The 24,827-nt window shown below is 34.7% G+C and carries 21 protein-coding genes, 2 pseudogenes and 1 riboswitch; of the genes and pseudogenes, 13 read left to right on the plus strand and 10 right to left on the minus strand.

The features are described from left to right. Positions 1 to 86: 86 nt before the first annotated feature. From H280_RS0106605 to H280_RS0106615, 3 genes are read right to left on the minus strand one after another with little or no spacing between them, the layout of a single operon-like run. Positions 87 to 2,315, minus strand: a complete 2,229-nt coding sequence (locus tag H280_RS0106605) for a transglutaminase TgpA family protein (RefSeq protein WP_020060333.1) — start codon at positions 2,313 to 2,315, stop codon at positions 87 to 89. After that, positions 2,312 to 3,526 carry a DUF58 domain-containing protein gene (locus tag H280_RS0106610; RefSeq protein WP_020060334.1) on the minus strand — a complete coding sequence of 405 codons (1,215 nt, stop codon included), beginning with the start codon at positions 3,524 to 3,526 and terminating at the stop codon, positions 2,312 to 2,314. Before H280_RS0106610 ends, H280_RS0106605 begins: the two co-directional genes overlap by 4 nt. After that, positions 3,526 to 4,488: an AAA family ATPase gene (locus H280_RS0106615; RefSeq protein ID WP_020060335.1), complete on the minus strand. Its 963-nt coding sequence runs from the start codon at positions 4,486 to 4,488 to the stop codon at positions 3,526 to 3,528. Before H280_RS0106615 ends, H280_RS0106610 begins: the two co-directional genes overlap by 1 nt. A gap of 696 nt (positions 4,489 to 5,184) precedes the next feature. Between H280_RS0106615 and H280_RS0106620 the strand changes: the two genes are divergently transcribed. Next, the gene (locus tag H280_RS0106620; RefSeq protein ID WP_020060336.1) at positions 5,185 to 5,526 is read left to right on the plus strand and encodes an SdpI family protein; all 342 of its coding nucleotides are present in this window, start codon (positions 5,185 to 5,187) and stop codon (positions 5,524 to 5,526) included. Between the two features lie 133 nt (positions 5,527 to 5,659). Continuing rightward, complete coding sequence (locus tag H280_RS0106625; protein ID WP_020060337.1) at positions 5,660 to 6,037, plus strand: hypothetical protein; 378 nt, start codon at positions 5,660 to 5,662, stop codon at positions 6,035 to 6,037. A gap of 235 nt (positions 6,038 to 6,272) precedes the next feature. Here the strand turns inward: H280_RS0106625 and H280_RS0106630 are convergent, their stop codons facing one another. Continuing rightward, positions 6,273 to 7,640 carry an alanine/glycine:cation symporter family protein gene (locus H280_RS0106630; protein ID WP_020060338.1) on the minus strand — a complete coding sequence of 456 codons (1,368 nt, stop codon included), beginning with the start codon at positions 7,638 to 7,640 and terminating at the stop codon, positions 6,273 to 6,275. Positions 7,641 to 7,747: 107 nt separating this feature from the next. Then, positions 7,748 to 7,868, minus strand: a riboswitch (glycine riboswitch). Between the two features lie 1,011 nt (positions 7,869 to 8,879). On the opposite strand from H280_RS0106630, the gene H280_RS23145 reads away from it, so the two are divergent. From H280_RS23145 to H280_RS0106655, 5 genes are all read left to right on the plus strand, one after another. After that, a complete protein-coding gene (locus tag H280_RS23145; protein WP_020060339.1) occupies positions 8,880 to 10,301 on the plus strand; it encodes an IS110 family transposase in 1,422 nt (473 codons plus the stop codon). 159 nt (positions 10,302 to 10,460) lie between these two features. Continuing rightward, positions 10,461 to 11,339, plus strand: a complete 879-nt coding sequence (locus tag H280_RS0106640; RefSeq protein ID WP_020060340.1) for an SMODS domain-containing nucleotidyltransferase — start codon at positions 10,461 to 10,463, stop codon at positions 11,337 to 11,339. Then, a complete protein-coding gene (locus H280_RS0106645) occupies positions 11,317 to 11,889 on the plus strand; it encodes an SLATT domain-containing protein (protein ID WP_020060341.1) in 573 nt (190 codons plus the stop codon). Before H280_RS0106640 ends, H280_RS0106645 begins: the two co-directional genes overlap by 23 nt. A 432-nt stretch (positions 11,890 to 12,321) precedes the next feature. Further along, positions 12,322 to 13,029: a DNA alkylation repair protein gene (locus tag H280_RS0106650; protein WP_020060342.1), complete on the plus strand. Its 708-nt coding sequence runs from the start codon at positions 12,322 to 12,324 to the stop codon at positions 13,027 to 13,029. A gap of 160 nt (positions 13,030 to 13,189) precedes the next feature. Then, complete coding sequence (locus H280_RS0106655; protein WP_020060343.1) at positions 13,190 to 13,696, plus strand: GrpB family protein; 507 nt, start codon at positions 13,190 to 13,192, stop codon at positions 13,694 to 13,696. A gap of 48 nt (positions 13,697 to 13,744) precedes the next feature. Here H280_RS0106655 and H280_RS23150 read toward each other — a convergent pair. From H280_RS23150 to H280_RS23160, 3 genes and pseudogenes are all read right to left on the minus strand, one after another. Further along, positions 13,745 to 14,888, minus strand: a pseudogene (locus H280_RS23150) (IS701 family transposase). 358 nt (positions 14,889 to 15,246) lie between these two features. Next, positions 15,247 to 15,780, minus strand: a complete 534-nt coding sequence (locus H280_RS23155) for a nucleoside-triphosphatase (protein ID WP_020060344.1) — start codon at positions 15,778 to 15,780, stop codon at positions 15,247 to 15,249. A 45-nt stretch (positions 15,781 to 15,825) separates the two neighbouring features. Then, the gene (locus tag H280_RS23160; protein WP_020060345.1) at positions 15,826 to 16,173 is read right to left on the minus strand and encodes a PH domain-containing protein; all 348 of its coding nucleotides are present in this window, start codon (positions 16,171 to 16,173) and stop codon (positions 15,826 to 15,828) included. Positions 16,174 to 16,377: 204 nt separating this feature from the next. Between H280_RS23160 and H280_RS0106675 the strand changes: the two genes are divergently transcribed. The 3 genes from H280_RS0106675 to H280_RS0106685 all read left to right on the plus strand — a co-directional run bounded on the left by H280_RS0106675 (position 16,378) and on the right by H280_RS0106685 (position 17,811). Continuing rightward, entirely contained in the window at positions 16,378 to 16,797 is a 420-nt protein-coding gene (locus H280_RS0106675) for an SRPBCC family protein (protein WP_020060346.1), read from the plus strand. After that, positions 16,798 to 17,169 (plus strand): ArsR/SmtB family transcription factor, encoded by a 372-nt coding sequence (locus H280_RS0106680; protein WP_020060347.1) that lies wholly within the window; start codon positions 16,798 to 16,800, stop codon positions 17,167 to 17,169. It begins immediately after the preceding gene. 144 nt (positions 17,170 to 17,313) lie between these two features. Further along, entirely contained in the window at positions 17,314 to 17,811 is a 498-nt protein-coding gene (locus H280_RS0106685; protein WP_020060348.1) for a DUF421 domain-containing protein, read from the plus strand. Between the two features lie 5 nt (positions 17,812 to 17,816). Here the strand turns inward: H280_RS0106685 and pdxR (H280_RS0106690) are convergent, their stop codons facing one another. Beyond that, on the minus strand, positions 17,817 to 19,253 hold the full coding sequence (gene pdxR, locus H280_RS0106690; RefSeq protein ID WP_020060349.1) for a MocR-like pyridoxine biosynthesis transcription factor PdxR: 1,437 nt from the start codon (positions 19,251 to 19,253) through the stop codon (positions 17,817 to 17,819). 148 nt (positions 19,254 to 19,401) lie between these two features. On the opposite strand from pdxR (H280_RS0106690), the gene H280_RS0106695 reads away from it, so the two are divergent. From H280_RS0106695 to H280_RS0106705, 3 genes are all read left to right on the plus strand, one after another. Beyond that, positions 19,402 to 20,319, plus strand: coding sequence for a DMT family transporter (locus tag H280_RS0106695; RefSeq protein ID WP_020060350.1), 918 nt, complete (start codon positions 19,402 to 19,404; stop codon positions 20,317 to 20,319). Between the two features lie 460 nt (positions 20,320 to 20,779). Then, a complete protein-coding gene (gene pdxR / locus H280_RS0106700; protein ID WP_020060351.1) occupies positions 20,780 to 22,237 on the plus strand; it encodes a MocR-like pyridoxine biosynthesis transcription factor PdxR in 1,458 nt (485 codons plus the stop codon). Beyond that, the gene (locus H280_RS0106705) at positions 22,234 to 23,148 is read left to right on the plus strand and encodes a D-alanine--D-alanine ligase (RefSeq protein WP_020060352.1); all 915 of its coding nucleotides are present in this window, start codon (positions 22,234 to 22,236) and stop codon (positions 23,146 to 23,148) included. The genes pdxR (H280_RS0106700) and H280_RS0106705 overlap by 4 nt, the downstream gene beginning before the upstream one ends. Positions 23,149 to 23,277: 129 nt before the next feature. Here H280_RS0106705 and H280_RS24785 read toward each other — a convergent pair. Both H280_RS24785 and H280_RS0106715 read right to left on the minus strand, forming a co-directional pair. Continuing rightward, positions 23,278 to 23,418 (minus strand): annotated as a pseudogene (locus H280_RS24785) (ATP-binding protein); the annotation flags it as partial. Between the two features lie 44 nt (positions 23,419 to 23,462). Continuing rightward, positions 23,463 to 24,314, minus strand: a complete 852-nt coding sequence (locus H280_RS0106715; RefSeq protein ID WP_020060354.1) for a creatininase family protein — start codon at positions 24,312 to 24,314, stop codon at positions 23,463 to 23,465. Positions 24,315 to 24,827: the final 513 nt, after the last annotated feature.

Consider the following 24,827-nt stretch of genomic DNA (forward strand, 5'->3'; position numbering starts at 1 on the left):
GAAGGTTACTAATTAAAAAGAATACCTCAAAGAACAAAGTAGATCATAGTCTTTGAGGCATTTCCTTTTAACTCACTTTCTCAAAATTAAATCACCGCATCGAAGTCAGTTGATTTAGGCGGAGAGGCCGCTTTTTTCATTAACATTTCCCATAATTGTACAGATTTGTTCCATTCGGCTGCGGCCTGTTCCTTTTGATATATAGCATTTTCATAACTGAGAGTTAGTTGTTGCATATCATTTGAGCCGTAAAGCATATCAATGTGGAGTGCATATTCTCGTAAGGTTTGACTTTTTTTACGGTGAATACCGATTCTTGCAAACTGTTTTAAAAGTGCTTTGTAGGCTTTTGGATAAACGGCATCACCTTTTCGGTATTTATAGAAAAGAATGATAAAAAATGTGAGCCACTTCATTCTCGTAGTAAAGAGAATATACCCAATGATACTTATTGGAATAGAAGAGAGGAGTACGTACCACCAGGAAAATCCCTTTTTAGAATCTGTCATCTTTTTAGTAGAGTTTACTTCTGTATCTTCTATTAAACCTTTGAGCTTTGCTTCATTATTCCGCTGATGTATTTGCTCGTTGTTAGAATTATTTTCCTCGCTATTTTGTGAGGTAGAAGCAGGAGTATTATTTATAAAATTATAGGGATTGGTAAATCCTTTCGTTGGTTCGAATGGAATCCATCCGTATTTTGGAAAGTATACTTCGACCCAAGAGTGTGCGTTATTGTTTGCGATTTTATAAACGTTATCACCTTCTAAAGCAGTAAATGTATTGTCAAGAGTTCCTTCTGTATAGCCCTTTACCCAACGAGTGGGAATACCGATAGAACGAAGTAATACAATCATCGACGTTGAAAAGTTATTACAGTATCCGCTTTTTGTATTGAAAAGGAATTGATCTACATAATCTTGGTCTTTGGCAGGCACCATGACATTGGTTGTTTCGTATACAAATGAATTATCTGTAAAGTAATTTTCGATAGCTAATACTTTATCGTATCGGTTATCTTTTTCATTTGTAAGACTAACAGCTAAGTCTTTTACTCGCTGTGGTAATGATTCGGGAAGTTGTGTGTACTTTGTCATGAAATAAGCACTAGTTTCATGACCTTCGTTTGGTTTTACTGTTTTCAAATTTTCTATGGAAAACTGCGGGCTTTCATATGTTACTTTATACGAATTTATAGCAGTAGGAGAATCTCCGTTGAACGTATAAATTTTTTCTGAAAACGGGTCAATATTGTATGATATATCAGAAGCAGTCTCAACTGATAGTAGACCTGCTGGATAAATAAGATGAGGGTAACTTTTTTGTATAGTAATCGTTGCTGTGGATGCCTCCGTTTTTGTATTTTGTTCGTACCAGCTTACGACGTCATTTTTATTTTTAAAAGAAACCTTTTTCTGCTTTTCAGAAACCTCCCAGCCTTTTCCTGTATAAAAATCTTTTGTTTCTACTCTCCAATATTGTTTGTTTTGCGTTTGTGCTGTAAAAACAACTGTATTATCCGCTTCAAAAGGCCCGCCTAATCGCGAGTCATCTAAACCGTATCCAATTTTAGAAACTTCTTGTTTTTTACTTACTTCAGATGTTTTGAATTTCAAAAAATCCATCGGGTTAGTCCATTGAGGACCAAGTTTTGGAGCAAAGTATGCAATGGTTGTTGACAATACAATAAATATTGCAAGAGGTCTAAGTAGTTTTGTGAGTTGACTAGCATAACTTTGTAATTGTTCACTCACTTTTATTCGTTCAATTTGAAGAAGACTTAGCATAAAAAAGCCGATGACAACGGTACGAATAATCGCATAGTTTGCGTTGTATAAATGTAAGTTATGAAAAGTCGTGATATAAATAATAGTCAATACAAGAAATACCAATCCACGTTTTTTATGAATGATCCAATAAGAAATGAGAGAACATAAAAACCAGAATGATAGAAAAAATAAGAAAGTCGGAAAAACTGGAGAAATATCTAGCAAATTACCCTGGAAAAGCAGGGAGGTGTTTTGAGAAATATCAGAAACGAATGCTGTGAGCCAAGATGGATTTATAAAAGCATTTTTATAATATAAGGAATGAATGATGAATAAAATTATTACAACCTTTATTGGGATTTTCCACTTTGTTTGAAAAAAAGAGAGGGTGAAGCAAATTCCTATAAATATTACAAAGATATCAAGTCTACCTACGTTTGTAATACCTATTAGTGGTCTTATCCACTCTAGTAAAAGAAGAAATCCGCATATATGTATAAAAAATCTATTCATATCCCATTGACTTTTCACTTGTAATGTTTTCATTTGCTCACCTCAAAAAACACGTTCGTATAATGGTTTTCATAAACGACTTTTACCATTATTTTTCGTTTTTGTAGAGTTTCTAGTATACTTAGCTCTCGGTGTGAGAGTTGGTTTGCTTTTTCTTTCACGACGACTACTATTAATCTTCTATTTTTTATCGCTGCATAATCAGCCGCTTTTTGAATATCGAGAGAAAGATCGCTTGTGATAAGTATAATAGTGATTGGCTGATATATTTTCTTTAATTCCATTTCTACACTTTGAGAGAGCGGGAACATGCTGTCCGCTTGCACTTTCGCTAAATGACAAAAGATTTGTTGCAACTGCGTATCTCCATTATCTAAAGGGAAAATCGTTCGTTCTTTGCCAACAGACACGAATGACGCTGGTGAATTCTGTTTCAAGACAGCCCTCACAATCGAGGCTGTAAACGAAACGACTAATTCGAATAGAGGAGATGAGGTTCTGTCCATGAATATCATGATATTATTGCTGCGCTGTTGCTCAAACTCTTTCGTCATAATATTGTTTGTTCGTGCAGTTGCTTTCCAATCAATCCAAGAAAAACGATCACCAGGTATATAGTCTCTAACACCGACAGAGACTGTAGAGTCTTTTACTAAATTTATATTTGCTGAAAGTGCTCCTTGTTCAAAATAATTTTCTAGTTGTCGATACTTTATATCTACATAATGGGGATAGACTAAAAATGTATCAAGAACTGAAAAGGTTGCCTCTTTTTCCATAATACCGAATAGATCGCCAGTTTTTACATGTACGCGCGAAAAATTGTGTTCTCCTCTAGGAATTGTGTCAATGACATATTGAAACGAAATATTGCGCTTTAATCCAGGAAAGAGAATTACTTTATTTGCCTTTGTTTGTTTGTAACTTGTAAAATGTGGTGGTAGTTCATCTTCCACAACTAAATAAAATAAGGGAAAAGGGAATTTTCTCTTTATTGTAATCGTGCTTATAAACGGTTCTCCTGCTACATATTCCTTTTGATTCGTTATTCGACTTACTTCAACGTCCCGCAAGGCATAGAAGGGAAGTAATAAAGAGTAAAGGCCGAAAGGAATTGTGCTGTAAAATAAAAACCAGCTTACAAATCCTCCTTGCAGCATGGCGTATACAAATGTTGAGACTAGGCATAAAGGGATCAGCAATAACTTTGCAGCATGAAAAATTATTCGTAGTAGTCGTTTCATCAAAAATTCATCGTCCTTTGAGTCGGTACGGTAGTTCGTGCAACAATTTTTGCGATAACCTTTTCTCCCGTTATCCCTTCAAATTTCGCTTCCATTTTTAGAATGAGTCTATGAGCTAAAACGTAAGGCGCCAAAAATTTAACGTCGTCTGGAATAACATAATTTCTTCCATGGATGAATGCATAAGCCTGTGAAGCCTTCATTAAAGCAATAGAGCCGCGTGGACTTGCACCTAGTTGTATAGAACTATAAGAACGAGTCTGATTAACAAGCTTTACAATATAATGCTTGATTGTTTTGTCCATGCTTACTTCCCGTATACTTTGTTGTAAATTTAGTAATTCTCCTATTGTAATAACAGCTTGAATGCGGGAGAGTGGATTTGCTTTTTCCATCCGGTTTAAAATTTCAAATTCTTCTTCTGATGTAGGATAGCCCATTTTTAGCTTCAACAAGAAACGATCGAGCTGAGCTTCTGGCAAAGGGTATGTTCCTTCATATTCGACCGGATTTTGCGTAGCCATTACAAAAAACGGTTTTGGTAACGGTCTTGTTGTGCCATCTATTGTGATACTGCCTTCCTCCATGCTTTCGAGTAAGGCAGATTGTGTTTTCGGTGATGTACGATTAATTTCATCAGCAAGCACAAAATTCCCCATAATTGGTCCAGGTTTGAACTCAAATTGCAGCTCTTTTGGATTATATATAGAAACACCTGTTACATCTGACGGCAGTAAATCAGGTGTGAATTGAATTCGCTTGTAATTAGCATCAATTGATTTAGAAAGTGCGCGGACTAACATTGTTTTTCCGACACCTGGAACATCTTCTAATAAGACATGCCCTTCAGCTAAGAGAGCTGTCAATGCTAAGATTGTTTCTTTTCGTTTTCCAACCATTAATTTTTCAATATTGTTAATGATCTTTTCTACAATTGGATGTAGTGTATCAAGCTGCGTCATCGTAATCCTCCTAATAATATAATCGTTTTTTAGTTCATTTACTGTGAAATATAAATTAATTTAAAGAAATGAGTTTCCTTCGGTTTATTTCAGTGGAATAGTAATCTAAGAGGTGATAGGCATTTGGATTATATATAAATACAAATTGAAAACTGACATAAAACCTCCTTTTTTAGGGGAGGACGAGAGCGTCTGGCCGCGCATAAGAGCGGTCAGTGCCTTTTCCTGCCACATGCCAGGTTTTAAACAAAAAAAGCAGCAAGTAGCGAACATGTTGTATTCTGTATAGCGGTAATCTATGTGTTAAAAACCAACATAAAAACCACTTTTTTTAGCTAGTAAGACTTTGATCATGTATTGCAAAGGTTAGAATGTAAAAAAACAGAATATCATATTTTATAATTTCTATATCGCCAAAGGAAATCCTACTTGCAATTTTATAAATATTCAGATTATAGTTTCTGACTGTATCTAAAATCAATGTTGCTGTTACTTATTTCTCCTAGTATCTTTACTTAGGAAAATTCGGCAATACCACACATTTATTTGATTATTGTGGGTTCCCGTGAATAATGTAATATAGTTGTATATATTCACATTAATTAACAAAATAAAGTTAAATTTTAATAATATGGTACATTATAATTTATAATGGAAATAACTAATTTTTAAAAATTAATTAAGGGAGGGATATACATGGTATATATGCTTGTAAATATAGGAATTAGTCTATTGATTGGCATCATATTCATCTTATCCGCACTACTATTAAAAAAATATCCACCAACAGATATTAATGCAGCATTTGGCTATCGAACGCGTCGATCTATGAAGAATATTGAGTTATGGAATGCAGGGAATAAATATAGTGCTGAAATTATGAGACAAAGCGGTTTTTTAATGATTTTTATAGGAAGTATAATTAGCTTAACATTTAGGTATCCACATACAATAATTGCACTTATGACTCTTATGATACTATTAATAATTATTATGATTTTTAGGGTAGAGACGAAATTAAAGGCAATGGAGAAATAATATATTAATCAATTACAAAATTTTTTGTAAAAATCGTATCCTGATTATAATCGAAGAATCCATTTTGATCGAACTATTTTTATTAAAGATCAATATATTTTATACGTATCTTGGTAAATATGGAGGGAACTAAATGGCGCGAATAGTCATCTTTATAGTAATTGCTTTATCATTAATAAGTTGTACGAAACAGGAGAAAGTGAGTTTTGGAGATTTACATAGCAAAACAGATATTAAGTCTATTGAGATTCGTAAGGGGAATGGCAATCATGTTATTGTCAAAGAGCAAAGTGAAATTCAAGATATACTATCAAACTATAGCAATATGGAATTGAAACCTGTGAATATTAAAGACAAAATAAAAGGTTACCAGTATACGTTAAAGATAATCAATGTTGATGGGAAAATAAGTACAGTGATTATTTCTGGAAATAATCTGTCAGTAGATGGAATGGATTATGAAAATCAAGAAGAAGTAAAGACAGAATCATTGCAGAAATATTTTCAGTAATTATGCTCACGGATTATTATTAAAATTTATAAAGGGAAAACCAATAAATAAACCTATCCAATGGGACAAATGAATTGTACCCCGGATCGTGGAAACTAAAAAAAGATGGCTCCGACAGAATATCGAAACCATCTTCTAAGCGCTTGGTTTTCATAGTTTTTTTATTAAACTGTCCATTTTATAGGGGGCAGTTTAAAGGTGGATAAGGAGTCCGAATTTATAAGAAAGAGTTCATTTAACTTGCAATCCGATCATTAGAATTATTTGATTTTCCCGCCTGCAAAAACCGCTGAGTTTCTGTAACAACGATCCCGCTTAATCCAATCAAACCAATTAAATTTGGAATTGCCATTAGTCCATTTGCAATATCAGAAAAAGTCCAAACAAGCCCTAGTTTTAAATTTGCTCCAAAGAGGATTATACCAACAAAAATAAGACGATAGTATCGAACTGCATGATAGCCAAATAAATATTCAACACATTTCTCTCCATAATATGACCAACCCAACATGGTTGAGTACGCAAATAAAATAATTGCAATGCCAAGGATCATACTTCCGGCACTTCCAAATACAGTTTGAAATGCAAATGTCGTCGCTTCAACACCTGTTTTACCAGAATTCCAAGCTCCTGTTGTGATGAGTACTAAGCCAGTGATTGTACATACAACAAATGTATCAAGGAACGTTCCCGTCATAGATACGAGTGCTTGTTTAGCAGGGGAATCAGTCTTCGCAGCAGCAGCAGCAATCGGTGCACTTCCAAGTCCGGCTTCGTTTGCGAACACACCTCGGGCCATCCCAATTTGAATAGCTGAAGAAACAGTTGCCCCGGCAAAGCCTCCTGCAGCTGCAGTGCCATGAAAAGCACCTGAGAATATGAGCTGAAACGCTTCTGGAATTTGATCTATATGATAAAAAATAATAATAAGTCCAGCAATAATATAGAAGAAAGCTTTAATTGGAACAAAAAATCCGGTCACTTTTCCTATTTTTTTAACGCCGCCTAAAATAACAATTGCGATGAAAAGAGCCATAATGATTCCTGTTAAGACAGGGGATACGGAAAAGTTAATTTTCATTGCCTCAGCAACGGAATTAGACTGCACCATATTTCCGATTCCAAATGAAGCTGTTGTTCCGAAAATAGCAAATAATATAGCGAGCCATTTCTTTCCTAATCCATGTTCTAAATAATACATCGGGCCACCAGAGTATTCGCCGTTAGCACTTTGTATACGATATTTCACGGCAAGAATTGCTTCTGAATATTTTGTTGCCATTCCAAACAATGCAGTAATCCACATCCAAAACACTGCGCCTGGTCCCCCGATAGACACTGCGGTTGCAACACCAGCTATATTTCCCATGCCGATTGTAGCGGACATGGCGGTCATTAATGCTTGGAAATGGCTAATATCTCCTTTAGATGAGTTGTCCTCTGATTTTCCGAATGCTAACTTATGAGCATATAATAGTTTAATAAATTGTAAGCCTCGTAGACGTACTGTAAGGAGGATTCCTGTTCCAACAAGGAGTAACAATGTCGGTAGCCCCCATACGTAATGATTGATTACTTCTAATACTTGATTTACTGTTTCCATCTTTACTCTCCTTTAAAAAAAATAAAAAACCATTTCATGTAAACGAAATGGTCTCTGGAGATACAAGGAATAGAAAAATAAACCGATTCGGGAATCGGTATTTTCTGTCGCTTGTCTCTGTCCTTTTACCTGAGAGATTATCCGCTGAAATAGCGGATTTGCTCCTTCGGTGCTCTGTTTCCTCCATGCTGCTGTGCAACAGGAGGGAGTCTCTCCAGAGATTCGTCCCCATACAGTTCTACTTGAACACAAGACCTGAGAGTTTCAAAGCTGTCCGACCAGCTTTTTGCCCCATCGGTAGATCAATAGATCTTCTCCTGTATGGTTCATCCGAATGCTATGAAATTAACATGAGTAATTATAGTCATGTTTTGTATTGTAAGTCAAGAAGGAAATATATATAAATGACGAATTAAAAAAACGAAATAATAAACCTTTTCGTTTTTTTTGATGGGCGAGAGTATCTGGCCATGCATAAATCGGTCAGTGCCTTTTCCTGCCACATGCAAGGTTTTAAAACAAGGCTCTGTTTAATTACAATGTTTAATTTGATACAGATGAACGTGTATACAAATAATAAAGTTGTTTCTGTAGTGTTTAAAGAAATGAAAGTATTATTTTAATGAACTACATGCTACTAAATTAGTCTCTAATCTCCAGTTGTAGGATGAATAATAATGAATAAAGAGAATGATTAGTATATAATTTAAGAAGAACCAATGTACCCTTTATTTAAACGTGAGTTCTCTCATAGAAACTTTGAAAGTTGTTTGGGGACATTGGTTTATTTCTTTTACTAGATACGATATTATATAATTGTGCAGTGACCTTTAGGTGATTCCGACCATTAACTGGACTGGGGCTATTATTCATAGACCTCTAATATTGATGTGAGGCACTCCATGCAATATTAAAGATGGCACTGCACATTAAATTAAATATAAAACAACAGATTACCTGTCAATTTCGACAGGTTTTTATTTTTTCAGAAGGAATATTATGGTTAATGTCGAATATTCCTGTTTAATAGACTATATAGAAAGATCTTAAAACAAATATAGTGAATAGTGTGCAGTTGAAACTCTAAAAGTGTATGGAGCTAGTGAGTCTAGACTCTTTTGTTAAATCTGAGATTAAATATCTGGCGATATAATCCTAACATGCTACATTGGGCTTAAGCTCTAACAGAAACTTGGATGGTCAGATATTATCATACTGCTTACTGTCGGAGAGGAAATCATGGAAAATACAATTACTCCTTTTAGTTATGAAAATCATTCGGATGATAAAGCTCAAGATACTCGTAAGTTCTATCAATTCTACATTGGTATAGATATTGGAGCTAGTTTTCATGTGGCTTCTTGTATTAAATTTGATGCTTTTTTAGACCCTAAAGGAATTGCCTGGAAACGAACAAAAACAATGAAATTTAATTCCGATAGCGCAGGGATCGCAGAATTTTTAAAGGCTTTAAAACAAATAGAAAATCAATTTACTATCAACAGGGATGATTTCTTAATCCTTTTAGAACCTACTGGTGGACATTATTCCTATTTAGTTCAGCAAGTACTATTGAACGAAGGATATCAACTCTTTCAAGTGGAGAACAAAGCAGTTGGAGAATTTCGTAAGAATAATCTAGGTATCTCAGAAAAATCAGATTCGATGGATGCCAAAGTAATGTCCTACATGGGGTGGCATAAACAGTTACATCCTCACATGCAGGGAGTTACTCTAATAAGACCTCAAACTGTCTTACAATCCCTATTTCGGACTGTCATGCGTGATCGATGGTATTTAAATGTTCAATTGACTCGAAGGAAAAATCAAGTTCAACAATTATTAAAAGTGACACACCCAGACTTAAATAAAGCATTTAAAAAATTGAGTACTTCTTCAGTAATGAAATTAGTATTAGAATACCCTTCGGGTCTTCACATGAAGGAATCATCGGAAGATGAATTATATAAGGCTATTTCTAAAGCAGGAGCTAAGAATGTAGCGAAAAAGGCTGCTAAAACACTATCTGAAATTATGCCCCATACAGTGGCTGTACCCATAGAACATCTAGTAGGAAGGCAAAAATGGGTAATTGAAGAAGCTTTGAGGCTTGAAGAAAGTATTCAACTCATTGATGTAGAAATCCATTCTCTTCTTAAAGGAGACCCCGAAAAAGGAATTGAACCACATCCATATACGGAATTACTTCTTTCTTTTCCTTTTGTAAGTGAAAATATTGCTTGTACTCTAATCGGTGTTATTGGTGATATAGATCGATTTAATACATACAAAGAATTTAAGAAGTACCTAGGTGTATCCGCTGAAAATTCTCAATCTGGGACTTCAGTACGCTCAGCAAAACAGACATTTAGTGGTGTCCGGGATGCACGTCGAGTACTTTATCAGATGTCTATGATGATGTTAGCAAATGGGAAAAGAAAGCCAACTGTCTTTAAAGCCTATTACGATCGTAAAGTGGAAGAAGGAATGGTAAAGAAAAAGGCAATTGGTCACCTTTGTGGTAAAATAGCAAATTTAATCTATACAATTTTAAAAAGTGGACAGAAATACGATCCTAAAATACATGCGGCAGCTTGTGGAATAGAGTGGGATGAAGTATATGAATTAGAAGAAAAACAAGAGCCTGTGTTATTGAACTAACGGGCCATTTAATGGAGTAAGGCTTTTCGAAAGGGGCAGGGTTATATAAGCAAAATTCAATTTTACCTTTTTTGATGAATTATTTCTTCTAAATTAGTAAAATAGTAACAAAAGTATATAAGCGAAAGAATGATGACAATTTATTGGGGGCTATAAGTTATGTCGGTAAGTACTAACTTTTCTACATTCTGTTCTAATCTGAGAATGGACAGTGATACCGTTACTAAAATACAGGATCGCTATAAAAAAATAACTAAGCGAATTAATATAGATTACTGGGGTAGTACATCTGAGACATCGCATAGTTTATACGTAGGATCTTATGGGCGAGGTACTGAAATATGGACTAGCGATATTGATATGATTGTTCAATTGCCTTATGAGATTTATAAAAAATATGATGATTATAGTAGCAACGGTCAGTCTGCTTTATTGCAAAACGTAAAAGCTGTGTTACAAAAGACATACAGCACGTCGCATTTAAAAGGTGATGGCCAAGTCATAGGAATTAATTTTACGGATAAAATCAATTTTGAAATAGTACCTGCTTTTATAAATAATGATGACAGTTACACATATCCGGATACCAACAATGGCGGGTCATGGAAGACTACTGATCCAAGGAAAGAAATTAGTGCTATGGATTCTCGAAATAACGCTACAAACAAAAATTTAAAACGACTATGCAGGATGGCACGAGCATGGAAAGGCAACTGTAATGTTCCGATGAGTGGCATTTTAATTGATACCCTAGCCTATAAATTCATAAATGATTGGGCACATAAAGATAAATCATATCTTTATTATGACTTTATGAGTAGAGATTTTTTTGAGTACCTTAAAAATATAGATAAAACTAAACTGTACTGGTTAGCGCCAGGTAGTAATCGTTATGTTTGGAAGAATGGTAACTTTCAAACTAAGGCATCTACAGCGTATAATTTAGCTCTAGAAGCCATCGAGCATGAAACTAATGGTCGTTCTTACTCATCTAAGCAAAAGTGGAGGGAAATCTATGGATCGAAATTCCCCAGCTAGTCAAGGCTATAAGTTGGAATCACAAATTAGGGAAGCGTATGGGCGTGTAGTTTATACATTCACTTGCCATAATTACATTGTTCAACGCCTTTTATCAAGAAATAACTGTGTGGAGGTTTGGCAGATTATATTATCAGCTTTAACCACAGGAAGTTTCTTAGCAACTATTTTAACAAGTGAGGCCGCTGCAGGTTATATAGGCGCTGTTATTTCTATAGCGTTGTTGATATTAAATGCCTATGCCAAACATTTCGACTTGGTTGAAGCAGCTCAGGCTCATCAGAAGGCTGCTGATGCATTATGGAAAATAAGAGAAGAATACATTTCGTTACTCACAGATTTTGACTTACTTGAAGCGCCTGAAATTATGAAACGACGAGATGATTTGCAAAACAGGACAGCTGAAACCTATGTACAATCACCAAGAACAGATGCCAAGAGCTATCAGCAAGCACAGCAGGCATTAAAAACGGACGAAGAACAGACTTTTTCTGAGAAGGAAATTGATGTGATGCTTCCAAACTCAATAAGAAGAGAAAATAGAAAATAAAATAAATAGTACTTGCAGCAGAATTTGAATTAAAGAATAGGTAATTAATATAATAATTGTTGTACTATTGGGTGATTTTCTAGAATGATTATTCTTCAGCAATCGGGAGCTTTTCTTAAATAGGCAACAATAGTTTATTCATTTCCCTAAGTCCATTAAAATACCAAAAATCCCTGCCTTTTGATCGAAATCAGGGATTTTTTCTATGTTTAATCATTATGATTTATTTTGAAAACACTACACTACATTTAAAAAAATGCGAGTCATTCTATTCAACAATCGGGCTGAGTTGTTTAGGAACTATAGACAGTAGACATCCTAATTGAATAAGATTAATGATAAAATTGAGAAGTATGGAAGACTTGATAAAGAATATAAACTAGTTGGTTATAATTAAAAGGGTCTTAATAGTAAGGAAGGAAGTGCAAAACTATGGATTTTGAAACAGTTATGCAGGAGCTTGTAGCTCTCGGTAAGGAACGAACTAAAAAAATGTACATATCCAATGGTGCGCAAGAGCCGCTTTTTGGTGTAGCTACAGGTGCTATGAAACCAATCGCAAAGCAAATAAAAATAAATCAACGTTTAGCTGAAGAGCTTTATTCCACAGGTAACTACGATGCAATGTACTTTGCAGGCATTATTGCAAACCCAAAAGCTATGAGTGAGTCGGATTTTGATTGTTGGATGGATGGGGCGTATTTTTATATGCTGTCCGATTTTGTGGTGGCAGTAACTTTATCAGAGTCAGATTTTGCACAAGATGTTGCTGATAAATGGATTGCAAGCGGTGACGAGCTGAGAATGTCAGCGGGCTGGAGTTGCTATTGCTGGCTTTTAGGGAATCGCCTAGACAATGAATTTTCCGAAAACAAGATTTCCAATATGCTTGAAATTGTGAAAAATATGATTCATGATTCGCCAGAACGAACGAAATCCGCTATGAATAATTTTCTATACACCGTGGGGATTTCATATTTGCCGCTACATGAAAAGGCAGTCGAGATCGCAAAGGAAGTAGGTACAGTAGAAGTTAAACGGGACAAGAAAAAAAGCAGCTTCCTAAATGCTTACGAAAGTATTCATAAAGAAATTGATAGAGGGAGGATTGGTTTCAAACGTAAATATGTAAGATGTTAAAAATCAGCTTAGTATCGGGGTGTTGATCCAAGAAGGATTAACACTCTTTTTGTTGAAGTTACTGAACTAACGGGCAGAAAGGTGAATGATAATTTATCATGTAAGAAAAATAAGTTTTTTAAAATTAAAATAAGGGCAGTACACAAGAGGAGTGAATCAAATGTTAGGGTTACCTCGTGGTGAAGTTTTTTTAGTTCCTTGGACTGAGGAATGGGGAGTCGAATTTTTAAAAGAGAAACAATTAATCGAAAAACAAATTGGAGAATATATATTGGCAATACACCATATTGGAAGTACTTCTATTCCCAATTTGAGTGCAAAACCTATTATTGATATTGCTATTGAATTATATGATTTTGAAGATGGTGCGAACTGTATTGATGAGTTAGAACAGTTAAATTATAGGTATAGAAAAGATGTATTACCCGAAAGGTACTATTTTAATAAGGGCGAACCGAGAACACACCAAATTCATATGTATGAAAAAGGTAATAAATATTTAATTGAACAATTGTGCTTTCGAGATTACTTAAAAAATAATGAAACGGCTCGAATTGAGTATGAACATTTAAAAATTCAACTTTCACAGGAAAATCCAAATAATAAATATAAATATGCAGATGACAAAACAAACTTTGTAAAATCTATATTAGCTAACTTACAATGAGTATATCCCAAACCAAAATTTACCATATAAAAAGAAATGACAGTTACCCTATGCCACATTTAGCTCGTTTTTAATACGAGCTAGTGGTACACCATTGGATGTTTGATGATAGACAAATTCAATGATACTCCCTATTTTTGAAGTGCATATTTCTTGAATGGCCTCGTTAAATGTAGTTTTCTTCCATGCCATCGCAAAAATATAAGTAAACTGAGCTAATAACCAAAAGCGTTTGATTGCCCGTTCACTTCTCATTTTTTTCATTTGCTTGAAATAGGTTTCGATACTCCAACGTTGGCTATAATGAGATAAAATTTCTTCATTTGAGAGTTCTGTATCTGTGCTGATAAAACAACGCATGTTTTCTCGTTTTAAGGATTGGCTTGCTTTCCAACACATCAAAACGACGGCATCTTCAATGTCATTGAGTGCCCCTTCATACCGATAAACACGGTATGATTCTGTTCCGACTGTCACTAAGTCGGTGTCATTTTCTTGAATGTATTGGGCAAATTCTTTTGCCTGAAGCTTAATTCCTTTTGGATAGATCATACGATTTGTTTTTAGTCCACCGATTACGTGAATCCCTTTCGCTAACGCGGCTCGAATCAATTTTTTTGATGTAAACCATGTATCACAAAGAAGGTATGTTGGTTGTGATAGGCTAGAGAATTGATTAATCATATCGATAGAAAGCTGAATTTTACTTGGCGTTTTCTCTTTGTGATAAAGCTGAAAATCAAAAGGAAATGCTTTACCATTGCCTTTCACCATCATTTGAAGCACTTGATGTGACCAAACAGACTTTCCATGAGTATGAGAGAAATGAAAAGCTGCCAATTCAGTCGGACGTTTTGCCCGTGACGAAGGCTTGGTCTTCTGACAAATTGTATCATCTATTAAAAGAAACAACACGCTCTTTCTTTACTTGAGAAAGAGCGTGTTGTTTCATCATTCTCAATAGATATTCTTCATTCCATACACCGTTTTTCAAGAAATGACTGATGGTCGTACGGTGCCTTTTGTGATAACTATACGCATGAATTTCAGTTAGTTTACCCGTAAAACCAACACTTAAGGCACCATCTATAAAGTGAACCATATGATTCATCACTGGTTTTGAAAAATAAAATGGTACATTCCATTTTGATAAAGTATTGTAGATTTCAGCTTGATATGATAGTCTAGTCATTGGACAAATACGCTCCTTGGTTAGATTATTGGGTCAGAGCTTTAATCTTAAATCAAGTTTACGTGTTTGTCTTTTTTTATTTTTAAAAAATGGAAATATTTTGAATTGATTTTACTCATTTTAAGTTAGCTAAAATAAATGTTTAAAGGGGGCGATTCTTACTTATTTGCCACTCGAAAAAGTAAGCGTATTTGAAATAAAACTCAAATACGCTTATTATTTTGAAAAAATTCAACAATCAAGTTAAATGGATTCTAAAACAAAGAGAAGAAAGCAGGTGCAGGTCATTTCTTGTTCTACATAGTAGCGATTTATAGATTGAAAATCAAAATGGATATATATCGATATTTTTAAACGCTCATTTAAACTGAAAAATATTTGTCTTTCGTAATTCATAGATCACTTTAGTAAGCACGCCATTATAATTTTCACGCGTTAATTCATACATTTTCATACTACTATGAGACTTTATGTCATCTATTTTAGGATGAGAAGCATAATAGATTGTTCCTAACACAGTTTGAGAGCTTTGCATTAATTGATTAATAGTAGATAGAAATTTTGGAGATGAGATTTGCATAGGGCCAATTTCATCTATCACTATAATCTTATTTTTGTTATTTTGGACTGAGTCAATAGCAATACTTTCAAATTCGGAAACGTTTACGCCATATCTGCCTACTCTAATATCACTGTTAAAATTAATATCTGCAATTACCGATTCGTCTCCATTTAGAGAGATAATTTTAAACCCCGTTCTATTAGAATTCTCTACAATTTCATCTGTATAAAATCCACTAAAGTTTTCTACTCCAATTTCGCTTATTATTTTCTTTAGAGCTGTGGTTTTACCTATTCTTGGCTTACCAGTTAGAAAAAAATGATTTTCCATAAAGATATGCATCCTCCTGTGTCGTAAAAGTAACTACGTAATGAATTAGAGTTGTTTCGTTTTACTATTTTGTAAATGTGGACACTTAGCGAGTATAGTTGTGATAAATAATTCTTCGTTTTCTGGTGATAGTTTGACGCTGCCGAATAGAGCGTTAGGATAGTGAATTTCTACACCGTGAAAAGCAGCTGCGGGGCGGAAGCCCATCATCATATCATCGGTTGGATGAATTTTTGTAATATTTACGTAGGGAACATTGCACCAAAAAGGACCGCATCTTGCATATAAACTCTTTTCTCGTAATTCGTAGCGAATTCCGAATATAATCCATAACATAAATAAGTCAAATATTAGAATGACACTAGGAATAACAATCCAATCTACAGAGTTCAATGTGTTATCTAACCAAAGCGGAAGAGAAAGGAGTATGTTAGATAATAGAATAATTCCAATCGCTTGAAGATGGGGACTTCTTTTGGAAATACGTTAAAGATTACAAAAAATCATCAATCTTGACATGAAACCAAAAGGTGTTATATTCTATTGGAGTGAAACCAAAAGGTTGTATTTTAAAATCAGGAAAGAAGGAAAAGTAATATGAACGCATTACAAGATATTAAGCAAACAATTGTGCTAGAAGCACCTATTCAAAAAGTATGGGATACAGTATCAACTGCAGAAGGTATTGCATTATGGTTTATGCCAAATGATTTTCAACTAGAAGTAGGACATGAATTTCATATTCAATCTCCATTTGGACCATCTCCATGTAAAGTATTAGAAATCGATGCTCCTCATCATCTTTCTTTTGCATGGGATACGGATGGCTGGATTGTTTCATTTCTTTTAAAAGATTTAGGCGATAAAACTGAATTTACACTTATTCATGGCGGCTGGAAAGAGCCTGACTTTATTCTTCCGAAACCAAATGAGAAAAGTTCTGTTATCCGTGAGAATATGGCATTTGGTTGGATGGCCATTGTGAACGAAAAACTGAAAAAGGTTATTGAAGGCTAAGTGTCTCCATCAGCAGAAAGTTACGATGTATTCCAAGCGATTGCTGACCCAACTCGTAGAGAGGTACTTCGATTACTAGCAGAAAAAGAATTGCCTATTTCAGAAATAACGTCTCATTTTCCGATTAGCCGTACAGCTGTCACAAAACATCTTCACATTCTTTCAGAGGCAAAGCTAGTCAGTGGAAAGAAGGTAGGAAGAGAAAAAATTTATCAGCTGCAGCCAGAACCTTTACAAGAGTTAAAGCAGTGGCTTTCGTTTTACGAACAATTTTGGAATAATAAATTATCCATTTTGAAACATGTAGTTGAAAATGGAGAGAACAGTGAATTGAAAATTATTGAAACAAAATTGAATGAACAACGGGAATAAGAGAATTCCCTTGCACACACTAAAAAGGGCATGTTTTGAACGATTTGTTTTAAACATGCCCTTTTTCATTTAATACATAAGGTTAAGACTAACCTGAAAAAGGTAATACTGTGTATAGATTGCTATAAAGGGAATGGATTGTAGATGAACATCGTTTTAGAAAGTATTATATTAATCGCTACAGGTATTATTGTTTTGAAATTAGCAGGTAGCAAGTCTCTTAGTCAAATGACAAGAGCTGAAATTATTGTCGTTGTATCTATTGGTCGGATTATTGTAGAGCCAGTGTTAAGTAAGAAGTTAGGGCCAACTATATTAGCTGCATGTATCTTTTCTGTTGTTTTACTAATCATTCATCATTTAGAGATGAAATCACGAAAGGTGGAACGATTTCTAGATGGTAACACGATTGTTATTATTAAAGATGGAAAAATTATAAAGGATAACTTAAATCGTGCCAAAATGACAGAGCAGCAATTATTTATGTATTTACGAGAACAAGGAATTCATGATATTCAAACATTGCAGCAAGTAACTGCAGAGCCAAACGGTCGTATCGGTTACCAATTAACCGCTCAAGCACAACCAGTTACTCGTGAAGTGTTGGAGAAGGTACTGCGACAGTATCTTTCTAAAGAATAGGGTGTCTATCCATGGGAATCTAAAATTACTCTACGTAACTTTTGGAGTCCAATAATTAAATCTTGATCATTTAGCGTAGAGTAACTGATACGCATATACTCGTGTTTTGATTGATGAACAAAGCAAGCTGTTCCAGGTAAAAAGGAAATGTCAGCTTCATTTGCTTTTTTTAGTAATGCAAATGAAGTCATTGCATCTGGAAGGGAGATCCACAAATTAAAGCCGCCTTTTGGTACTTGAAAATGAATTGTATCCGTTAAAGAACTAAGGATTTCTACTGTAGTATCACGACGAATTTGTAAGGCAGTTCTTAGTTTTTTTAAATGATTCTTCATTCTTTCTGTCCGCAAAAAAGGTAGAATAGCTTTTTGCGTTATTAGTGGACTACCTATATCCATTAATGCTTTCCCAGCACATAACCAATCAAATACAGGTCCTTCTGCGAGTAAGGCTGCAATACGAAGCCCTGGTGCTAACGTTTTGCTGAATCCTTTTAAATAAATGACATGACCGTTCTTATCAAAATGCTTAATAGGAGTCGGAAGCTCAATATCATTAAAATAGATCTCACCAAAATGGTCATCTTCAATAATAAAAAAATGATAAAATTCTGCTAGTTCTATAAGTTCTTTTCTACGTTGTTCACTCATTAATGTTCCAGTAGGGTTATGAAAAGCAGGATTCACGTATAACAAAACTGGATTATTCTTTTGACATACTTCATCTAATAAATCAGAACGGATGCCTTGTTCATCAAGCTCAACGGGAATAACGTTGATTCCTTTATTAATAAACACATCAATGGCAGCACCGTAGCACGGACTTTCTACTATTACAGTGTCGCCTGGTTTTAACAATGTTTGAGTAATTAAATCAATTCCTTGCTGAGCACCACTTGTAATTAATAAATGAGCAGGATCAGCTGTTAATTCTTGATAGTCTTTTAAATATTTGCTGATTTCCACGCGAAGCTCTTCATCACCTTGCACAGGTCCGTATGTGGCTAACAGCATTTTGTCTGTGTCTAATATTTTTTGCATTTCGCTTGATAGAAACGGACTAGGTAAAAGACGTGGGTAAAGAACGGCCTGTGAAAAATCGTAATACTTTTTGTGGCGATTGATAATATATTGAGACCTTATTACATTAACAGCTTTCAAATGTTGCCAGTCATAAGGATCATGTACACTTCGAGAAGTATCCCTTTTTCCTCTTATGTAAACTCCTTTTCCAGGTTGTATATATACATAGCCTTTTGCCTCAAGCCATTTATATGCTTTACGAACGGTTAATACACTGATTTTTAAATCATTTGCCATAGTACGTAGAGAAGGGAGAACGTCTCCGTCTGCTAATATTCCACCTTGAATACGCTGCACAACTTGTTCGTAGATTTGTTGATAGAATGGTATAGCTGATTCTTTTCGAAGTACAATCTTCATGATCTCACCTAATCTTCTTTTTATTTTCATTTAAACCGAAAAAAACTTTATAATCAACTGAAAATTCATATAACTGTTATATAGCAAGGTGTACTGTTATACGATGTTTCCTCTATACTCATTTCAACAATGAAAGGGAGGAAACATGATGGTTATTTTTAATTATCTTCTTATTTGTATTATTTTTGGAACGACGTTTTTAATGATTAAAATAGGAATCGCAGCAGGAGCTCCGCCGCTTTTTTCAGCGGGGATTCGTTTCTTTTTGGCAGGTATAATTGTGATTATGTTTTTTATCGTGAAACGGAAACAAGTTTTCCCATACCTTTTCATAAGAAGAATTATGTTCGCTGGCTTTTGTCTTACATTTATGACCTTCGCAACTTTATATTGGGCAGAACAGTATATCTCATCGGGATTAGCAGCTGTTCTTTCTGCTACAGGTCCAATGATGATTTTATTACTTCAAACGAAACGAACGAGAATGAAATTGAGAAGGGAACAACTTTTTGCTCTTATACTTGCTCTTATAGGAGTAGTGTGCATTTCTTTACCGGGTCTGCAGCAGCAATTTTCTTATATGTGGAGCATGGCTTGCTTTGTTATATTAGTAGGAGAATTTTTCTACGGAATGGGTACGATCTGTTCAAAGGAAATTTTATTAGATTTACCAAATGTCTCGCCATTTTTAATTAATGGCATTCAAATGTTGTATGGAGGTTTATTACTAATTGTTTTTTCTCTCTTATTAGAACAACCTAATTTATCTACATTAACTACATGGAACGTTCAATGGCCGATTCTGTATTTAATATTTATCGGTTCGATAGGAGGGCATGGCTTATACTATTGGCTTTTATCCAAAACCAATCCTGTCTTTCCATCTACTTGGTTGTATGTTTCGCCGTTACTTGCTGTTATAACAGGATATATGTTTTTAAATGAACCAATTAAACCGGTAATGGGGATTGGTGCATGCTTTATCTTGATTGGTGTGTTTATGGCGAATCGATCCACGCTTGAGTTGTATTGGAAACATGGAAAACTATTGAAAAAAGAGATGTAAGGTTTCTTTATTTCATTCATGATTTTTAAAGTTGAAAAGACGTCTTAAGGCTTGTTGTCTTATGGACGTCCTTTTTTTGGGTAATATACTTTCGAAAGTTTGCTCATGACGGAACTTGTACCATTATGAGTATGTACAAGTTTATAGGCAAGTGCCTTTCCTAGTCCAGTGTCTTCAGATGAGAAATCAGTTGTTGTTCCGTGATAAAATTGTTGAAAAAAATTTTCTAACATATCAAAAATATACTGGTAGATTACGCAACATCTACTAATGTATCATTTAAATGAAGTTCATTAATTATTTTTAAATAAGAGACGGAAGTGAATTTTGTAACATTCTTCATATCAAAGTGGTATGAATGATACTTAACACCATACCACTAGTTAAAGAAAATACATATGTTGTGGACCTTTTGATATAGATATTGTTATGCAAAAATGATAAGAAGGGGGGCAAGGAAGTGTTTAATGATTTTAAGTTTGTGGATGATCGGCCAGTTTATGTTCAATTAAAGGATCATTTTAAAAAAATGATTATGAAAGGGCACCTGCTGGAGCACCAGAAGCTTCCGTCTACCCGAGAACTTAGTAAACTATTATCGGTTAGCAGAAATACTGTTCTCACTGCTTACGCGGATTTAGAACAAGCGGGTCTAATTTATGCAATAAAGGGAAAAGGAAATTTTGTAGGTGAGATTGAAACATCAAAAGCGCCATCCATCGAACTGAACTGGAAAGAAAAGGTCAATGAAGTTACCTTGCTAGCTGATGAATTAGATTTAATGAAGCACGGTGTTCGGTGGGAAAAAGACATGATTTCCTTCAATAGCATTGCTCCAGACGAAAAGCTTTTTGATGTTGAAAATTTTAAGAGAGCTTTTCTGACTCGAATGTCCATTGAAGGTGATATTATTTTGAACTACGGATATGCCAAAGGTTATAAACCTCTAATTGATTATCTTCTTCACTACATGGAAATGAAAGGTGTAGACATTTCAGGTAAAGATATTCTTATCACGAATGGCTTCACCGAGGGTTTGGACATTTTATTGTCTTCTTTAGCTAAAAAATCTGGACGTATTATTTGTGAGAATCCTACTCATCATGCTGCACTAAAACTTTTTCGATTACATGGGTTTGATATACACGGGATAGACATGAAAGATGATGGTATTGATATTGATCAAGTTGAGAAAAACTTATCCGAAATAGATTTTGATTTTGCATATCTAATTCCGTCCTATCATAATCCGACTGGGATCGTCACATCATCGGAAAAAAGGACTGAAATCATGAAACTTTTTTCAAAACACCAAATTCCTATCGTAGAGGATGGATTTAATGAGGAATTACGCTATTCAGGTTCCCATTTAGCTCCGTTAATGACTTTCGCCGGACTTGGCAACAATGTTATCTATATCAGCAGCTTTTCAAAAATTCTTTTTCCAGGGTTACGTGTTGGGTGGATTTTAGCAGATAAAGAATTAATACACTGCTTAGAAAGTGTGAAAAGGGCACGGACGATTCATACATCCACACTGGATCAGGCAGTACTTTATCAATATTTACATGATGGTTATTTCGAAAAATATTTAAAAAAGGCGAAGTCAGTTTATAAGAAAAAATACGAGCTAGCCGTTCATGCTTGCAATCAATATATTCCTTTTCAAAGAATGACTGGGGACGGTGGACTGCATCTTTTTATAGAATTAGAAAAAGGAATGGATTCACGCATACTTTTGAAAAAATGCTATCAAAAGGGAGTTGTTTTTTCTCCAGGGGATGTTTTTTACACAGATGGAGGGGGAAGTAATACTTTTCGATTAGGATTCTCGCGGTTAAAAGAAGAGGATATTGTTCATGGAATTAAAATAATTGGCGATACCTTAAAAAATGAAAATTGGGAGTTGGAAAAATGAGAGTTGGCGTAATTATGGGAGGCGTGTCCTCTGAAAAACAAGTGTCCCTCATGACAGGGGAAGAAATGATTGCACATTTGGATAAGAGTAAGTACGAAATTGTGCCAATTAAATTGAATGACAAAAAAGAGCTTATTGAAAAGGTAAATAATATCGATATTGCCTTGTTGGCTCTTCACGGAAAATACGGGGAGGACGGTACGATCCAAGGTACACTGGAGACCCTTAGTGTTCCATATACAGGAAGTAATATGCTATCAAGCGGTATTTGTATGGATAAAAATATGTCAAAAAAAATGATTCGCTATGAAGGGATTCAAACACCGGATTGGATTCATATTTCAAATATGGAAGAGCTTCAGGTTGATGAAGTCGAAAAAATGGGATATCCGTTAGTTGTAAAACCAAATTCGGGTGGTTCTAGTGTAGGGGTAAAGATCGTATACGATAAGGATTCTTTACTATCCTCGCTTGAGGATGTGTTTAAATGGGATTCTGAAATCGTAATTGAAAAATATATAAAGGGCGAAGAAATTACTTGTTCCATTTTGGACGGAAAACTTTTACCGATTATTTCAATTCAACATACGGCTGAGTTCTTTGACTATCATGCGAAATACGATGATGCGGCTACGATTGAAGAGATTATAGAACTTCCGGTCACAACTCAAAAGCGTGTCGCTGAGGCTGCCATGGCATGCTATAAAACATTAAAATGCAGTGTTTATGCTAGAGTTGATATGATTATAAAAGATGGAATCCCATATGTGATGGAAGTGAATACATTGCCGGGGATGACAAAAAGTAGTTTACTACCAAAAAGTGCTCATGCAGTAGGAATTTCTTATAGTAGACTATTGGATATGATTATTGAAATCTCTTTACAGACTCGGAGAAACGAAGGTTTCTAAAAGAAACATGATTGAATGCACTGTTAAAATTTACTGTGGATTCAGAGATTTTAGATTTAGTAGGACCGTAACTGCTTTAGTCTATTTAGATATTTTAAAAAATGAAAGGACGTCTTAAGACTTACTGTCTTATGGACGTCCTTCTTTCGGCAAGATAATATTGAATGATGTTCCTTTCGAATGCTCGCTTTTGGCAAAAATTGTACCATTATGAGCATGTACAAGTTTATAGACAATTGGCATTCCAAGGCCAGTCCCTTTGGAAGAGGAATCATTATCTTCTTGTTGATCTTACATTCCAATGACAGAAAAATTTAATCTCCTTTTTTTGATTGTGTTCCTAGATAATGAACTATCTCCCTTGATGCAAACTCAATAAAACCGCTGATAAAATCTAACTTATCCTCTGCTAAAAAGGGAGTATAACCTTGAGGATTTCCAACATATCCTTTTGGGGCAATCGATTTAGTTCTTTCGCCTCCTTTTTGCCACTCTTCCAGATCTTCCTTGTTTAATAGCCTAGGGGCTAGTCCCTTGATTTTTTCTTTCCTTACCAAATCGGGAAAATATTTTAGAAATCGTGCGGTTCCCTGCGCCCCTGCATGAAAATCTGGATAGCGAGGAGGAGGCTCAAATGAACCAAAGGAAAAATCGATATCAAAAATCAAAAATTCTTCTTGATCTTTCGTGATCCCTAACTGATCTGCTAACAAATTAGCAATAACCGAACGAACATCAATATTTAGTGTTTGCCTTGTCTTTCTAATTGCTCCTATCAGCGCATCACCATGTTGTTGATCTCCGTGTATATCAATGATAAATATATGCTTTGCTCCCCATCTGAATAAGGATTCCCACATATCGAATAAGACTGCATGTACGGTTTCCTTTCTCGATGTAAAAGAACCGGGAAATGCGCCCGTAATATGATTTACACCAAAATAATAAGGAGGTGCTATTATAGCGGGAATGTTCTCTTTTTCTAATCTTTTCTTTATATAACGACAAATATAATGGCTCTCGTAAATATCTCCCCCCGTAGGTAAGTGGGGCCCTTGTTGCTCAATCACACCAGTTGGTGATAGCACCACGGCGCCTTTTTGTAATGCCTCTTCAATTTCTAACCATGTCATATCAGCAACAGTATCTTTAAAAATAGAATACATGAATCCTCCCCATTTCATATATTTATATTAAGTTATTCAATTTGTAGGCTATAATGTAGTTAAATAACTTAATTGTATAGTTAGAAATTCACCTTCTATAATTATTATTCCTTTTGCTTACCTTGTTCCGTTACTATTCAATTAGAAAAGAAAAATTTTGTATTAAATCTAAAATAAAACTAAAGCCATGTATTTGCAGCTGGCCATGATGAAAGGATTTTCCGATTGAATGAAAATATTCTGCGTTTCGGTATGAAAGAAGGAATTTCTAGTGAATTTTCGGCGCAATTTGCAAGAGTATTAAATCATGTGGAGGGATAAGAATATTTTCATATGAAATAATTTTTTGTAGTTGTAGAAAAGTTTTTGAATTTATGAAGGAACTAGACAATATAAACAGTTTAAGGAAAATAAGAATAGGGTATTTTGTTGTGAAGATTGTAATCATAAAATACGTCTCGATGCCATTAAAAACAGAAATATTTGAAAAAACACAAGAGTTATTACAAAAGA

This window comes from Bacillus sp. 123MFChir2, from assembly GCF_000383235.1.
GTDB lineage: Bacteria > Bacillota > Bacilli > Bacillales > Bacillaceae_G > Bacillus_A.